Here is a 14949-nt window from a genome sequence, read left to right on the forward strand (position 1 = left end):
CCTAAACGCGAAAAATTTTCACAAAAATCGCCTCAACTCCGGTTTTGGTAACGACTTGTTAACACTAACGAGTCAGAAAGGGAGTGCGATTGAGGCGGAGGATCGGATGAAAGCAGATTTGTTTTCTTACCCCACCCCCTTCACCCCACCCACCACGGAAGAAGATGAACTGTCCTTCCTCCGCCTCATTCGTTCCCGTCGGGTTGGGCCGACGACCTTTCACCGCATGATCCGCGACCACGGCTCGGCGCAAGCCGCGCTAGAGGCATTGCCCGAAGGGGCACGTGAAGCAGGCGTTTCCGATTATCAAATCTGCCCCGAGGGCGTGGCGCTTGCCGAACTCAAGGCCGGGCGGCGCGCGGGTGCAAAGCTGATCTGCCATGGTAGCCCCGCCTATCCGCGCGCACTTGCGGAAATCCACGATGCACCGCCGATCCTTTGGGCGCTGGGGCGGCTGGAATTGCTGCACAGCCCGATGATCGCGATGGTCGGCGCGCGCAATGCCTCGTCGCTGGGGCTGCGCATGGCGCGTCGTCTGGCTGAGGGATTGGGCGAGGCGGGTGTCACCGTAGTGTCGGGCCTTGCGCGGGGCATCGACACAGCGGCGCATATGGCTGCGTTGCCCACTGGCACGATTGCGGTGCAGGCAGGCGGTATCGAGGTGATCTACCCGCAAGAAAACGCGAAACTGGCGGGCCAAATCGCTGAGCACGGCCTGCGTCTGTCCGAAAACCCGCCCGGCACACAGCCTCAGGCGCGTCATTTTCCGCAGCGCAACCGGATCATCTCGGGGCTGTCCTCGGGCGTTGTCGTCGTCGAGGCGGCAACGAAGTCCGGCAGCCTGATCACGGCACGCGATGCGCTTGATCAAGGGCGCGAGGTCATGGTGGTGCCGGGTCACCCGATGGATGGCCGCGCGGGCGGGTGCAATCTGTTGATCCGTGACGGGGCGATTTTGGTGCGCGGGTCTGAAGATGTGCTGGCCGCGCTGCAAGCGGTCGCCGCGCCCGCTCCCCCCGAACATGATCCCGCCGAGCCGCTTGAAATCACGCCGCCACTTGCCCCAACCGATACCGCTTTGGACAAGCGCATCACCGCCTGCCTCACCCCCTCTCCAGTCGCCGAAGACCAGGTGATCCGCGATCTGGGCATCAACGCCGCAGAATTCGCCCGTGCGATCGTCATGCTGGAAATCGAAGGTGCCATCACGCGCCATCCCGGCGGACTGATCAGCCTGCCCGGCTAAGTCGCTCACATTCCTTGGCAGGCATCCGCAATCACCGGGCGATATTCCTTGCAAATCGGGCCATAGGACCACCAGACATCTGTCGCGCCAAAGGTATAGTCTTTCACCACCCAGCGCCCGCCCTCTTTGCGATACAGCGCCTGACCCGAGGTGTGATCCGCATCATACAGGAATTCATTGCGCGCCCATCCGGGGGTTGTTTCGATCTGGATCGGAATGCCGCCGGGGCGTTGTGCGCGCACCATCGCGAAAGCGAGATTGCCCGACACTCGCAGCTCACCCACGACAAATTCGACCGGCGCGCCAAACAGCGACTGCGCAGGACCACGCAGCGCATCCATCAGCGCCTTTCGCTCTGCCGTGCCGCGTTTGGGTTCATGCCAGCCCTGAGCGCCCGCCAGCGTCGCCAAAAACACCCAAAGACCAACCGTCAAAGCAATCCTTCGCATCGCACACCCCCTGTGCCAACCGAGTGCTCTCATTGAACAGGCCCATAGCGATTCCCGCAAGGCTCAAGAAAACCGCCGCATTGACAATCGCCCCCAAACCCCCACATGTTCCGCGCCCAGAGCATTTACCCTAAGAATTGTGAGGACCATTATGGCCGTTGTCGTCGTCGAATCTCCTGCTAAGGCCAAGACGATCAACAAATATTTGGGGTCTGATTACACTGTTCTTGCCTCGTTCGGACATGTTCGCGACCTGCCGCCCAAGGATGGTTCGGTCGATACGGACAACGATTTCGAGATGAAATGGGAAGTCGCGAGCGACTCCAAAAAGCACATGAAGGCGATCACCGATGCATTGGCGGATGACGACACGCTGATCCTTGCAACTGACCCTGATCGCGAAGGCGAAGCGATTTCGTGGCACTTGCAAGAGGCGCTGGAGAAGAAGCTTAAGGGTAAGAATGTCAGCCGCGTGACCTTTAACGCGATCACGAAATCGGCAATTCAAGAGGCAATGAAACATCCCCGCCAGGTCGACGGGCCGCTGGTTCAGGCCTATCTGGCGCGGCGCGCGCTAGATTATCTCGTGGGGTTCAACCTGTCGCCTGTTCTGTGGCGCAAGCTGCCCGGTGCGAAATCGGCGGGGCGCGTGCAATCGGTCTGCCTGCGCTTGATCGTCGAGCGTGAGATGGAAATCGAGGCCTTCAAGGCGCGCGAATACTGGAGCCTGGCGGCGAAACTTCTGACCCCGCGCGGTCAGGAATTTGAGGCACGTCTGGCCGTTCTGGCTGGCAAGAAGCTGGAAAAATACGATCTGGCCAATGAAACCGCTGCCGAAATGGCGGTGCAGGCGGTCAGCTCGCGCGATCTGGCGGTGACCTCGGTGGAGGCCAAGCCCGCCTCGCGCAACCCCTACCCGCCGTTCATGACCTCGACGCTGCAACAGGAAGCCAGCCGCAAATTCGGCATGGGCGCCAAGGCCGCAATGTCGGCGGCACAGCGGCTTTATGAGGCCGGGCACATCACCTATATGCGCACCGACGGCATCGACATGGCCCCCGAGGCCGTGACAGCCGCGCGTGAGGCGATCAAGGATAAGTTCGGCGCGAAATACGTCCCCGACAGCCCGCGCATCTACAAGAACAAGGCCAAGAACGCGCAAGAGGCGCATGAATGTATTCGCCCGACGGATATGGCCAAAAGCCCCGATCAGCTTAAGCTCGCTGATGATCAGTTCAAGCTGTATGACCTGATCTGGAAGCGCACGATTGCCAGCCAGATGGAGGCCGCGCGGTTCGAGCGCACCACCGTTCTGATCGGTTCGGATGACCAGCAGGTCGAGCTGCGCGCAACCGGGTCGGTCGTGACCTTTGACGGCTTCCTCAAAGTCTATGATCAGGGCCGCGACGACGATGAAGGCGAGGATGCTAACCGCTTGCCGCAAATCGCGCAGGGCGAGGCGCTGGCCCCCGCGAAGGCCTCTTTCGAGCAGGCATTCACCAAAGCCAAAGGCGACGAAGACGCTGTGATCGAGTCTGACGGGGGCGCGCTGCGCCGCTGCCCGGCGGCGATTATCGACGGGCTTGGCGCGGTGCTGGGTGCGCAGCATTTCACCCAGCCCCCGCCGCGCTATACCGAGGCCACACTGGTCAAGCGGATGGAAGAACTCGGCATCGGGCGGCCCTCGACCTATGCCTCAATCGTGACGACGATTCAGGATCGCGGCTATGTGCGCAAGGACAAGAACCGCCTGCTTCCCGAAGATACCGGGCGGCTGGTCACGGCGTTCCTAAGCAACTATTTCAAACGCTATGTCGAGTATGATTTCACTGCCGATCTGGAAGATCAGCTGGATGACATCTCGGCCGGGGATCGCGATTACAAAGAGGTTCTGGCGCGATTCTGGCGGGATTTCTCAGCCGCGCTTGAGGAAACCTCCGAACTGCGCATCACAGAAGTGCTCGACAAGATCGACGAGGTTCTCGGCCCCCACATCTACCCCCCGCGCCCCGACGGGTCTGATCCGCGGGTCTGCCCGCTCTGTGGCAAGGGCCAGTTGCATCTGAAAACCGCGCGCTCGGGCGGGGCGTTTATCGGCTGTGGTAATTATCCCGAATGTCGCTTTACGCGCCCCTTGTCGGCCCCTGATGGCGATGATGAGTTGCAGGCGCTGGACGGCAAGGTTCTGGGCTATGACGACGATCAGCCGATTACCCTGCGCGTCGGGCGTTTCGGCCCCTATGTTCAAAAGGGCGAGCCGACCGAGGATGTGCCCAAGCCGCCGCGTGCCTCGCTGCCCAAAGGCTGGAAGCCCGAGGAAATCGACCTTGAAAAGGCGCTGATGCTGCTGAGCCTGCCGCGCGAAATCGGCCCGCACCCCGAAGATGGCGAGCTGGTCGAGGCCAGCATCGGGCGCTACGGACCGTATGTGAAACATGGGCGCGTTTACGCCAATATCCCCGATGTCGATGAGGTCTTCACCATCGGCATGAACCGCGCTGTCGAAGTGCTTGCCCAAAAGGCAGCCAAGGGCGGGCGCGGTGCTGCGGCCACGCCGATCAAGGAACTGGGCGAGCATCCCGATGGCGGACCGGTGCAGGTCATGCCGGGGCGCTACGGGCCTTATGTGAAATGGGGCAAGATCAACGCGACCCTGCCCAGCGGCATCGAACCCGAAGCCGTCACGATGGAAGAGGCCCTGCCCCTGATCGCGGCAAAAGCGGCCAAAAAGGGCGGCGCGAAAAAGAAAGCTGCTCCGAAAAAAGCGGCAGCCAAGAAACCGGCTGCTAAAAAGCCTGCCGCCAAGAAAGCAGCCGCTAAAAAACCGGCGGCCAAGAAGGCCCCGGCGAAGAAGGCTGCTGATGAGGACGAGTGAGGGCGCATTGCCCCACTGCGCGCCCGGCCCATATGCCGGGCGCGTCCCTTTGCCCGCATGAAAGTGACTGCAATCCGTGCACGCGCTGCATTGCGGCAATTGACTCCGCTGCGCCCCCTTGCAAGGATCGCGCGCAAATGAGCGGAGGAATTCATGAACAAGGTTTACGGTTCTGCGAAGGAGGCTCTGGATGGGCTGCTCTTCGACGGGATGCTGATCGCTGCCGGGGGCTTTGGCCTGTGCGGCATTCCCGAATTGCTGATCGACGCGCTGGTCGAAAGCAAGGTCAAAGACATCACCATCGCGTCCAACAACTGCGGCGTGGACGGATTTGGTCTGGGCAAACTGCTGGATACCAAACAGATCAAGAAGATGATGTCCTCTTACGTGGGCGAGAACGCCGAGTTCATGCGCCAGTATCTGAGCGGCGAGCTGGAGCTGGAGTTCAATCCGCAAGGCACTTTGGCCGAACGCATGCGCGCTGCTGGTCACGGCATCCCCGGTTTTTACACCAAAACGGGCGTGGGCACCGTGATTGCCGAGGGCAAAGAGCATAAGGAGTTCAACGGCGAAACCTATATCCTCGAAGAAGGTATCTTTGCCGATGTCTCGATCGTCAAGGCGTGGAAAGCCGATGAGACCGGTAACGCGATTTTCCGCAAGACCGCGCGCAACTTCAACCCGCCCGCCGCGATGTGCGGCAAGACCTGCGTGATGGAGGTCGAGGAAATCGTGCCCGTCGGCTCACTCGATCCCGACTGCATCCACCTGCCGGGCATCTATGTGCATCGTCTGATCAAAGGCGAGCAGGAAAAGCGCATCGAGCAGCGTACGGTACGGCCCCGCAGCGAAAAGAGCAAAACGCCTGCGGGCACGGGGGAGGAAGTCTGATGGCTTGGGATCGCAATCAAATGGCGGCGCGCGCCGCGCAAGAACTGCAAGACGGCACCTATGTGAACCTCGGGATCGGCATCCCGACCTTGGTGCCGAACTTCATCCCCGAGGGTGTGAACGTCACACTGCAATCGGAAAACGGCATGCTCGGCATGGGGCCATTCCCCTATGAGGGCGACGAAGACCCCGATCTGATCAATGCGGGCAAGCAGACGATCACCGAACTGCCCCAAACCTCGTATTTTGACAGCTCGATGAGCTTTGGCATGATCCGGGGTGGCAAGATCGCGATGGCGATTCTGGGCGCGATGGAAGTGGCCGAAAATGGCGACCTGGCGAACTGGATGATCCCGGGCAAGCTGGTCAAAGGCATGGGCGGCGCGATGGATCTGGTCGCGGGCGTTGGCCGTGTGGTCGTGGTCATGGATCACACCAACAAACACGGCGACAGCAAGGTGCTCAAGGCTTGCACCCTGCCGCTGACGGGCACGGGCGTCGTCAATCGCATCATCACCAACATGGGTGTGCTGGATGTAGTCGAAGGTGGGCTGAAGATCGTCGAGACCGCCGAAGGCGTCACCGAAGACGAGTTGCGCGCCGCGACCGAGGCGACCATCGTCAACTGAGCCGGAAAGGGGGCGCTGCCCCCCGCCCGTTCCGGGCTCCCCCCGGGATATTTCGATCAAGAGGAAGGGCGGGCCGTGTGGTTCGCCCTTTGTCTTGGAAAGGGGCGCGCCAGTCCCTATGCTCGCGCCATGATCAAGCTCGACCACCGCGATATTGAAATTTTGCGCGTTTTGGCGCGTGAGGGGCGCGTATCCAAGGCGGTGCTGGCGGAAAAGATCAATCTCTCGGCCACGCCCGCATGGGAGCGGCTGAAGAAGTTGGAAAAACACGGGCTGGTCACCCGTTACTGCGCCGAATTCAACCTGCGCAAACTTGGTCCGCATGTGACGCTGTTCGTTGCCGCCGAGCTGACGGATCATACGGCGGCCAGCTTTCAACGGTTCGAGCGCGCGCTTGAGCGGCATGACGAGGTCGTGGGCTGTTGGGCGCTGGGGGGCGGGTTTGATTATCTACTGCACATCATCACCCGCGACATTGAGGCCTATCAAACTCTGATCGACACCATGCTGGATGCGCGCATCGGAATCGCGCGGTATTTCACCTATATCGTGACAAAACAGGTTAAGGGCCCCTCGGCCCCGCCCTTTGCCTTGCTTGCAGGCCAATCGGACTAGCCGCCCGCCAATATCAGTCCATATCCAGTGCCTCGCCAGTCCTTTTGGACTGTTATCTGACGCGATTTCCGGCACTCTCGGGACGAAACGGGGGTGGCAACACCGCCCCGCCTGACAGCCAAAGGAGAGAGCATGCTGACCAATGACCAACTCGACAAATGGGATCGCGAAAGCTTTTTCCATCCCTCGACCCATCTCGCCCAGCATGCGCGTGGCGAGACTCCGACGCGGATCATCACGGGCGGCAATGGCGTGTTCATTGAGGATCGCGACGGCAACAAGCTGCTGGATGCATTTGCCGGACTGTATTGCGTGAATGTCGGCTATGGCCGCACCGAGATTGCCGATGCGATTGCCGAGCAGGCCAAGGAGCTGGCCTATTATCACGCCTATGTCGGGCATGGCACCGAGGCCTCGATCACACTGGCCCATATGGTGCTGGAGCGCGCGCCCGCCCACATGTCCAAGGTCTATTTTGGTCTGTCAGGGTCGGATGCGAACGAGACCAACGTCAAGCTGATCTGGTATTACAACAACATCCTTGGCCGCCCCGAGAAGAAGAAGATCATCTCGCGCTGGCGGGGCTATCACGGCTCGGGGCTGATGACGGGCTCGCTGACAGGGCTTGAGCTGTTTCACAAGAAATTCGATCTGCCGCTGGCACAGGTGGTCCACACCGAGGCGCCCTATTACTTCCGCCGCCCTAAGGCCGACATGACCGAGGCCGAGTTTACCGCCCATTGCGTGGCCGAGCTTGAGGCGCTGATTGCGCGCGAAGGGGCCGACACCATCGCGGCGTTTATCGGCGAGCCGGTCTTGGGCACCGGCGGCATCGTGCCTCCGCCCGCAGGCTATTGGCAAGCGATCCAAGCCGTGCTGGACAAGCACGACATCTTGCTGGTCGCCGATGAGGTGGTGACCGGTTTCGGCCGACTGGGCACGATGTTTGGCTCGGATCACTACGGCATGAAGCCCGATCTGATTACCATCGCCAAGGGTCTGACCTCGGCCTACGCGCCGCTCTCGGGGTCCATCGTAGGCGAAAAGATGTGGAAAGTTCTGGAACAGGGCACGGATGAAAACGGCCCGATCGGCCATGGCTGGACCTATTCGGCGCATCCGATCGGGGCGGCGGCGGGCGTGGCAAACCTGCAGCTAATCGACAAGCTCGGGCTGGTCGCGAATGCCGGATCGGTGGGGAATTACCTGAACGATGCGATGCGCGATGCGGTTGGCGACCACGCCCATGTCGGCGATGTGCGCGGCGAGGGGATGCTCTGCGCGATCGAGTTTGTGAAAGATCGTGAGTCGCGGACATTCTTTGATCCCGCCGACAAGATCGGTGCGAAACTGGCGGGCGCGATGGTCGAACGCGGCGTGATCGCACGCGCGATGCCGCAGGGCGATATTTTGGGCTTTGCACCGCCGCTTTGCTTGACCGAGGCCGAGGCCGATCAGATCGTTGCAACCACCGCCGAGGCTGTGAAATCCGTGCTCGGCTAAGCTGAACGACCTAAACATCTGAAAGGGGGCGGCTCATCTCGGGTCGCCCCTAAATTTTGTCGCTTCTTGCGAAACAACGCCATATTCCTGCCCCGATCTGTCGCTAAAACCGGGGCAATGAGCAGCACCTTTGAAAATACACCCGCGCCCAAGCGCCCCCTGCCCCACAAATGGCGAGATCGCGCATTGCTGGGCGGGCTTTTGGTGTTGCTCGGGATCGGGCTGATCGGCTTGGTCTCGGCCACGGGCTGGCGCGAGACGCTTGATCAGATCGGGCGTTTGCATCTGTGGCAGATCGCCGGGCTTTTGGGCCTGTCTCTGGCCAATTACCTGTTGCGCGCGCTGCGTTGGCATGTGCTGGCGCACCGTCTTGGCCTGCCCACCGGGTTGTTTCAGGATGCCCGCCATTTCTTGGGTGGATTCGCGATGTCGGTCACGCCGGGTCGCGTGGGCGAACTGGTGCGGATGCGCTGGCTCAAACGCGAAACCGGTTGGGCGGTGGAGCGAACCGCGCCACTCGTGCTGATGGATCGAGCTGGGGATCTCGCCGTGATGGCGCTGATTCTGGGGCTGTCAGTGTCGCTTGCCGCAGGCGGGATTGCAGGCGCTTTGCCTGTCACGCTATTGGCGTTTGGCGCGGCGATCATCGCCACACGCCCGCGCCTTCTGGCCGCGCTGATCACCTATTTCTACCGCGCTACGGGTCGCGCCGCGCGGCTCTTTGCGCGCGCACGCGGGGCGGCGCGCTCGTTGTCGCGCTTTACCCACGGGCCGACCCTGATCGCAGCGCTTGGCCTTGGGCTGATCGGCTGGCTGGCCGAGGGTTATGCCTTTCACCTGCTGCTGGGCTGGATGGGCGCTGATATCGGGCTGTGGAAAGCGGTCGCGATTTTTGTCTTCTCGACGCTGGCGGGCGGGCTGACCGGCGCACCGGGCGGGCTGGGCGGAGCAGAGGCCGCAATGGTCGCTTTGCTTTCGCTGGATGGCGTGCCGCTTGAAGTCTCGGTGCCCGCCACCGCCGTTATCCGGCTGACCACGCTGTGGTTTGCCATTGCAATCGGTCTGGCGGTGTTTCCGCTGGCCGAGCGCGCCTCTCAAAAGGGCCGGAAATAAGGCCCATAAAGACGAGCAGTAAGATGGACTGGAAAGACACTGATTACGCTGGCTGGGGCCGTGCCTTGCGCGCCAAGGGAGCAATTGCGCGCCCTGATACGCGTGCCGCCCTTAACCGGCTTGAGGCCGCCCCCGCCTTTGGCATGCGCCGCTCTTACGGGGATGCGGCGCTCAATTCCGACGGGCGCGCGGTTGATATGAGTGGGCTCGATAGGCTGATCGCCTTTGATCCCGACACCGGCCAGTTGCAGGTTGAGGCCGGAGCGCGCATCGGCGAGATCGCCGCCGCTTTTGCCCCGCGCGGCTGGCTGCCCGCCGTAATGCCGGGCACCGGCTTTGCGACTATTGGCGGCTGCATTGCGCAAGATGTGCATGGCAAGAACCACCATCATATGGGCAGTTTTGGTCAACACGTCAGTCAGATCACCCTGTTACAAAACGGTCAGGAAATCAGCGTCAAACCCGGCACACGCCTGTTCAAGGCGACCGTCGGGGGGCTGGGCCAGACCGGAGTGATCTTGCGCGCGACGATCAAGATGCAGCGTTGCGCGGGCGATGTCATGCTGGTCACCGAACGCCGCGCACCCGATTGGGAAACGCATCTGGCGCTGCTGGATGCCTCGACCGCCAGCTACACCGTAGGCTGGATCGACGCCACCGCGACGGGCGAGGCCCTTGGGCGCGGGATCGTCGAAGAGGGCGAAAGCGCCTCCGGCCTCGTGCGCAAACCGAAAGGTGCGCGCAAAGTGCCCTTTGACGCCCCGCATTTCGCGCTAGCCGCCCCGGTGGTGCGCGCCTTCAACCAGGCCTATTTCTATCGGGTGCCTGCGCGCGGACGCTCGGTCGTGCGCCCGTTGCAGGATTTCTTCTTCCCGCTCGATAAGATCCATGACTGGAACCGGCTTTATGGCAAGCGCGGGTTTCACCAGTTTCAATGCGTCGTGCCGCTAGAGGCCGCGGACAGCCTGCGCGCGATGCTGGCCGAGATCGCGGGGTCGGGGCTGGCCTCGCCGCTGGCGGTACTTAAACGTATGGGGCCGGGGCGCGCGGGGTATCTGAGCTTTCCGATGGAGGGCTACACGCTCGCCATCGACTTTCCCAATCGCCCCGCCGCGCGCGCACTGATCAAACGGCTCGAGGCGCGCGCCGCCGAGGCCGGGGGCAGATTGTATTTCGCCAAGGACAGTCTGGCGCAAGGCGCGCAGATCGCCGCGATGTATCCGGATTTGCCGAAATGGCAGACAGAAGTGGCCAAGGCCGACCCGGCGGGGGCATTGGAAACCGACATGACCCGCCGATTGAAACTCAGGAGTGCGACATGAACAGCAGCTGGATTATCTTGGGCGCGACCTCGGGCATTGCCCGCGCCGTGATCCGCAAACTCGCCGCCCAAGGCCACGGCATGTTTCTGGCCGGTCGCAATCAGACCGAGCTTGAGGCAATCGCTGCCGATTGCCGCCTGCGCGGGGCACGTATGGCCGAAGTGATGACATTTGACGCGCGCGATCACAGCAACTATGGCGACCTCATCACCCGGCTGCGCGATGAAGAGGGCGAACTGAACTGCGCCGTCTTCACAGGCTCGATGCCCGAGCAAGAGGCAATCGACGCCGATCCCAACATGATCGAGGGCGTGCTGGCCGATAGCCTGACCGGCCCCGCGACCTTCCTGCAAATGCTCGCCCCGCTGATGGAAGAACGCGGCTGCGGCGCGATTGCAGGGGTCGGCTCGGTCGCGGGGGATCGTGGACGACTTGGCAACTATGTTTACGGCGCGGCCAAAGCGGGCTTTGCCACCTACCTGTCAGGTCTGCGCAACCGTCTGGGGCGTTCGGGCGTGCATGTGATGACGATCAAGCCCGGCCCGGTGGATACGCCGATGACCTATGGCATGGAATTGCCGCTGATGACGACACCCGACGCGGTGGCCGATGACATCCTCAACGGCCTCGCGCGCAAGACCAACGTGCTTTACACGCGCAAAATCTGGCGCTTGGTGATGGGGATTATCCGGGTCATCCCGGAACCGATCTTCAAGAAAATGTCGATCTAAGGCGCTTGCCTCACGCGCGGATGCCTCCGGCGGGAGTATTTTTAGCCAGATGAAAAGAGATCTTCTTTCATCTGGCCCGAAATACTCCACGGGGGTCTGGGGGTGTGAAACCCCCAGCGCGCGCCGTCAACCTTAGCCGCCGAACCATTGCGCCCAAAGGCCAGCTGCCCAGAACATCAGCGACAGCATGATCATGATCAGCCCGAGGCCGAACTTGTCGCGCATCGCGAAAACAATCGGGTCGTAATCCTGTTTGCCAAACCAGCCGAGCGCGACCATGCGGATCAGCCACCAACCGAGCGGGATCATCGCGATCCACATCAGCCAAGTGTCGGGATAAAGCACCTCTCCTTGATCCGAGACTGTGTAGAGGAAGAACACGAGCAGAGCGCCGAACACTCCGAGTCCCGCGACATTCACCAGATCGCTGCGGTCCCCCCGGCCATAGCCGCGCCCGGGCAGGCGCTCATCCGAGGTCGCGAGCGTCAGTTCAGTCAGCCGCTTGACGCAGCCAAGCGCGATGAACACCGGGAAGATGAAGATCAGCATGTAAACCGACACATCCACTTGCCCCGCAGCCGCCCCCGCCACGACGCGAATCGTATAAAGCGAGGCCAACGTGGCGATGTCGACCCAGCGCATTCGTTTGAGTTTCAGGGAATAGGCGAGGGATGTAAGCGTATAAAGCACCACGATGCCGAAGAACGCCCAATTCAGCGCCGCGGCAATGCCAAGCGCGCTGACAGCCAGCACCACACACGCCATCATGCCGACCCGGATCGGCACAGCGCCGCTTGCGAAGGGGCGGCGGCATTTCTTCGGGTGCAGGCGGTCGGCCTCGAGATCGAGCAGATCGTTGATGATATAGATCGACGAGGCTGCGAAAGAGAACGCAATGATGCCCAGCAGAATCGGCCCGAGGGTATCCAGATCGAAGCGGTGCGATGCGATCAGCGGCAGCAACAACAGCACATTCTTGACCCATTGATGGGGTCGAATTGCCTTGAGCAAACCACGCCATGACCAGCCGCCCTCTAGTTCAGTCACTTTCGGCAGAGGTTTCACCGCCGCCACCTCGCCCACGACATAGGCGCGATCGGCATGGGTCCAGATCGCCATATCGGTGGCTTCATTGCCCGCGTAGTCAAAGCCTTTCTCGCCATAGACCGAAACAAGCGCCTGCGCCTTGGCCTCGCCTTTGAGGTTGGTCTGCCCGTCCGATGCAAACACGCGCTCGGACAGATCATGGGCAGCCGCCAGCGTCTTGACCTGCGTTTCATCAGAGGCCGAGGCCAGCACGACCTCGCGCCCCTCTTCTTTTGCCTGCGCAACCTCAGCCGCCACCGAGGGCGTCACCGGCATCAGATCAAGGCGCAACGTCACGATGCGCGCCAGTTCCGCCTTAAGCTTGGCGGGCTGCGAAAAGTAACGCGCGGCGGCGCGTAGTGTCGGCAGCGGCGCGCGACCAAGTCCGGCCCAAAATGCTTCGAATAAAAGATCGGTCTTTAAAAATGTGCCATCGACATCCAGCACAAGGGGTTTCTTCTGAGTCATTCTTAACCTTTCACCCGAAATACGCAGCCGTCACTCACCAGCTGCGGTGGCGTCAGGCACAAGCCCCGCGCGACCGCCCAAGCGGCCAGCACCTTGGGCACGTAATCGCGCGTCTCAGCGAATGGCGGGACGCCATCGTTTTTCTTCACGTTATTCTCACCCGAGTTATAAGCCGCGATCACCATCAGCGGGTCGCGGTCAAACTCTTTCATCAGCCAGTTCAGATAGGTCACCCCGCCCGAAATATTCTGTGCTGGATCGGTGCTGTCTTCGACGTCAAACCGATCTGCGGTTGCCGGGATCAACTGCATCAACCCGACTGCGCCAGCATGGCTGACGGCGGCGCGATTACCCCCCGATTCCACCGAGATCATCGCCAGCACCAGAGCGGGCGACACCTCGGTTCCAATCGTGGCCTTTAAAATGTCGGTCCCGTGGGCTTGGGCGATCTTGGCAAGATCCGCCAGACGCGGTGCGCGCACGGCCTTACCTTCTGGCCCCTGAGACAATGCCGCCACCGCGGTTTCAAAGCGCCCTGAACGATCTTCCAGCTTGGGCGAGACCTTATTCCAATACCAAGCATATTTCGCACGCCCTCGGGGCGCGCTTGGGCCGCCGCTGGTCTTCTTGTCGCCATCAGCCGACGGCTTCGTCACGGGCTGCCAAGGCGCTTTTGACATCGCGGCCAACTCGCGTTGCTGCTCGGCAGGATCAATCTGGATGGTAATGAATCGCTTTGTGCCCGGCTTCGGCGGCACAACGCGTTTCGCTTTCCAATGATTCACGGTCGGCGTGGACATATCAGCCCACACCGGCACAGCGGCCATCGCCGCAAAGACTGCAATCGTCACTGCCTGTATCGCGCGCATTGCGCCACCCGCTCTTTGCCCCGCGCAGCTCTAACGGCCGCGTCTGTCCTGATTATAAGGGAACCAGAGCAAAAAAATCCAGAAAATCAAGCACTCAGCGGAATGATTCGCGCCAAAGCGGTGATGAAGCAACAGCGAAGCTGGGAGATATCGAAGGTTTTTCTTAATAAGTTATCGATATAATTCAACGACTTAGAGATCAATCTCCAAAAGAATTAAGCCTTCGTAAAAATTCCCCACCCTTGCCCCAATCCCGCCACCTTCTGGGGGCCATATGTACCCATGCCGCAAGACGGGGACCAACGTCAGAACTGGTCGAGAACTCGAGGCGCGGATGTGCAAAGCAAACCTAGGAGAAGACCCATGATGAAATTTTTCAAACTCAAAAAGTTCCACAACGAAGAAGACGGCGCTGTGACCGTTGACTGGGTTGTGCTGACCGCAGCCGTTGTTGGCCTTGGCGCTGCTGCGCTGACCCTGGTGAGCAAAAAGACCGGCGTGCTGACGACCAATATCGGTAGCTACCTGACCGGCGTCGAGATCACGACCAACTTCTAATAGTCCCTGCTTGGCAGACTTGCTGCCTTGCTTCAGAGCCGCGCCCTCGGGTGCGGCTCTTATTTTCTGAGCATCTGATTGTTAAACCCTCGTTAAAAAACCAACAGATTTTCGAGATTCTTCACATCTATGTACAGGCGACGACAAAATCTTGGAGGCACGGGCCATAAAATCATGACCCGTCGTGTAGTCGATGCTCGTGTTGCCTATCTGCAAGGGGTAGGGATAGAGCCCACGAAACGTGCAAATGTCATGATCTGCTCCCCCGCCCGCAACGTGGCGCGCAATGCACTTCCCGGCAGTAGATGAAATGCACCGAACCGTTGGCTCAATCCGTCATGGCCCGGGACTTTCATGGGCAGGGCAAAAGAAAAACCAAACTCACAACGCAGTCCTCACCCGTTTCACAGCCTTGGCCATACCCAACACCGAGGCCGTAAAAGACGCCCGTTCAAAGAAGGGGAAAGCCTGCCCTTCATCCGATTTGTGTATCAAAACTACTCACAAGCCTGGCGGTCGGCGTGGGCATGCTAGCAAAACACGCACAGCACTCATCACTGCCAGTATGTAAACGGTGCGCCGTTCACACCGGAT

Annotated in this window: 13 protein-coding genes; 10 read left to right on the forward strand and 3 right to left on the reverse strand. The window is 60.9% G+C overall.

Annotation, left to right across the window (positions count from 1 at the left end):
• Positions 1–106: 106 nt before the first annotated feature.
• Positions 107–1246, forward strand: a complete 1140-nt coding sequence (dprA, locus tag DT23_RS15700; RefSeq protein ID WP_038132713.1) for a DNA-processing protein DprA — start codon at positions 107–109, stop codon at positions 1244–1246.
• Positions 1247–1251: 5 nt separating this feature from the next.
• On the opposite strand, the gene DT23_RS15705 is transcribed toward dprA, so the two are convergent.
• On the reverse strand, positions 1252–1695 hold the full coding sequence (locus DT23_RS15705) for a hypothetical protein (RefSeq protein ID WP_038132714.1): 444 nt from the start codon (positions 1693–1695) through the stop codon (positions 1252–1254).
• Between the two features lie 151 nt (positions 1696–1846).
• On the opposite strand from DT23_RS15705, the gene topA reads away from it, so the two are divergent.
• The 8 genes from topA to DT23_RS15745 all read left to right on the forward strand — a co-directional run bounded on the left by topA (position 1847) and on the right by DT23_RS15745 (position 11374).
• Complete coding sequence (gene topA / locus DT23_RS15710) at positions 1847–4570, forward strand: type I DNA topoisomerase (protein ID WP_038132716.1); 2724 nt, start codon at positions 1847–1849, stop codon at positions 4568–4570.
• Between the two features lie 153 nt (positions 4571–4723).
• Positions 4724–5461, forward strand: coding sequence for a CoA transferase subunit A (locus tag DT23_RS15715; protein ID WP_038132718.1), 738 nt, complete (start codon positions 4724–4726; stop codon positions 5459–5461).
• Positions 5461–6090 (forward strand): 3-oxoacid CoA-transferase subunit B, encoded by a 630-nt coding sequence (locus tag DT23_RS15720; RefSeq protein WP_038132719.1) that lies wholly within the window; start codon positions 5461–5463, stop codon positions 6088–6090. The genes DT23_RS15715 and DT23_RS15720 overlap by 1 nt, the downstream gene beginning before the upstream one ends.
• 132 nt (positions 6091–6222) lie before the next feature.
• Positions 6223–6705, forward strand: a complete 483-nt coding sequence (locus DT23_RS15725; RefSeq protein ID WP_038132777.1) for an Lrp/AsnC family transcriptional regulator — start codon at positions 6223–6225, stop codon at positions 6703–6705.
• 132 nt (positions 6706–6837) lie between these two features.
• Positions 6838–8208 (forward strand): aspartate aminotransferase family protein, encoded by a 1371-nt coding sequence (locus DT23_RS15730; protein ID WP_038132720.1) that lies wholly within the window; start codon positions 6838–6840, stop codon positions 8206–8208.
• Between the two features lie 117 nt (positions 8209–8325).
• Positions 8326–9321 carry a lysylphosphatidylglycerol synthase transmembrane domain-containing protein gene (locus tag DT23_RS15735; RefSeq protein WP_038132722.1) on the forward strand — a complete coding sequence of 332 codons (996 nt, stop codon included), beginning with the start codon at positions 8326–8328 and terminating at the stop codon, positions 9319–9321.
• Positions 9322–9344: 23 nt separating this feature from the next.
• Positions 9345–10643 (forward strand): FAD-binding oxidoreductase, encoded by a 1299-nt coding sequence (locus DT23_RS15740; RefSeq protein WP_038132724.1) that lies wholly within the window; start codon positions 9345–9347, stop codon positions 10641–10643.
• Positions 10640–11374 (forward strand): SDR family NAD(P)-dependent oxidoreductase, encoded by a 735-nt coding sequence (locus tag DT23_RS15745; protein ID WP_038132726.1) that lies wholly within the window; start codon positions 10640–10642, stop codon positions 11372–11374. The genes DT23_RS15740 and DT23_RS15745 overlap by 4 nt, the downstream gene beginning before the upstream one ends.
• Positions 11375–11506: 132 nt before the next feature.
• Here the strand turns inward: DT23_RS15745 and DT23_RS15750 are convergent, their stop codons facing one another.
• Both DT23_RS15750 and DT23_RS15755 read right to left on the reverse strand, forming a co-directional pair.
• Positions 11507–12928, reverse strand: a complete 1422-nt coding sequence (locus DT23_RS15750; RefSeq protein ID WP_038132730.1) for a UbiA family prenyltransferase — start codon at positions 12926–12928, stop codon at positions 11507–11509.
• Between the two features lie 2 nt (positions 12929–12930).
• Entirely contained in the window at positions 12931–13797 is an 867-nt protein-coding gene (locus tag DT23_RS15755; RefSeq protein ID WP_038132731.1) for a lytic transglycosylase domain-containing protein, read from the reverse strand.
• Between the two features lie 363 nt (positions 13798–14160).
• Here DT23_RS15755 and DT23_RS15760 point away from each other — a divergent pair, with 363 nt between their 5' ends.
• Complete coding sequence (locus DT23_RS15760) at positions 14161–14355, forward strand: hypothetical protein (protein ID WP_038132733.1); 195 nt, start codon at positions 14161–14163, stop codon at positions 14353–14355.
• The last annotated feature ends 594 nt before the right edge of the window (positions 14356–14949 follow it).

The sequence above is a fragment of the Thioclava indica genome (assembly GCF_000714545.1).
Classification (GTDB): domain Bacteria; phylum Pseudomonadota; class Alphaproteobacteria; order Rhodobacterales; family Rhodobacteraceae; genus Thioclava; species Thioclava indica.

Coding starts and splice junctions, on each gene's coding strand:
- DT23_RS15715 (WP_038132718.1), top strand. CDS start 4,724: ATGAACAAGGTTTACGGTTCTGCGAAGGAGGCTCTGGATGGGCTGCTC.
- DT23_RS15730 (WP_038132720.1), top strand. CDS start 6,838: ATGCTGACCAATGACCAACTCGACAAATGGGATCGCGAAAGCTTTTTC.
- dprA (WP_038132713.1), top strand. CDS start 107: ATGAAAGCAGATTTGTTTTCTTACCCCACCCCCTTCACCCCACCCACC.
- DT23_RS15755 (WP_038132731.1), bottom strand. CDS start 13,797: ATGCGCGCGATACAGGCAGTGACGATTGCAGTCTTTGCGGCGATGGCC.
- DT23_RS15750 (WP_038132730.1), bottom strand. CDS start 12,928: ATGACTCAGAAGAAACCCCTTGTGCTGGATGTCGATGGCACATTTTTA.
- DT23_RS15760 (WP_038132733.1), top strand. CDS start 14,161: ATGATGAAATTTTTCAAACTCAAAAAGTTCCACAACGAAGAAGACGGC.
- DT23_RS15720 (WP_038132719.1), top strand. CDS start 5,461: ATGGCTTGGGATCGCAATCAAATGGCGGCGCGCGCCGCGCAAGAACTG.
- topA (WP_038132716.1), top strand. CDS start 1,847: ATGGCCGTTGTCGTCGTCGAATCTCCTGCTAAGGCCAAGACGATCAAC.
- DT23_RS15745 (WP_038132726.1), top strand. CDS start 10,640: ATGAACAGCAGCTGGATTATCTTGGGCGCGACCTCGGGCATTGCCCGC.
- DT23_RS15740 (WP_038132724.1), top strand. CDS start 9,345: ATGGACTGGAAAGACACTGATTACGCTGGCTGGGGCCGTGCCTTGCGC.
- DT23_RS15735 (WP_038132722.1), top strand. CDS start 8,326: ATGAGCAGCACCTTTGAAAATACACCCGCGCCCAAGCGCCCCCTGCCC.
- DT23_RS15705 (WP_038132714.1), bottom strand. CDS start 1,695: ATGCGAAGGATTGCTTTGACGGTTGGTCTTTGGGTGTTTTTGGCGACG.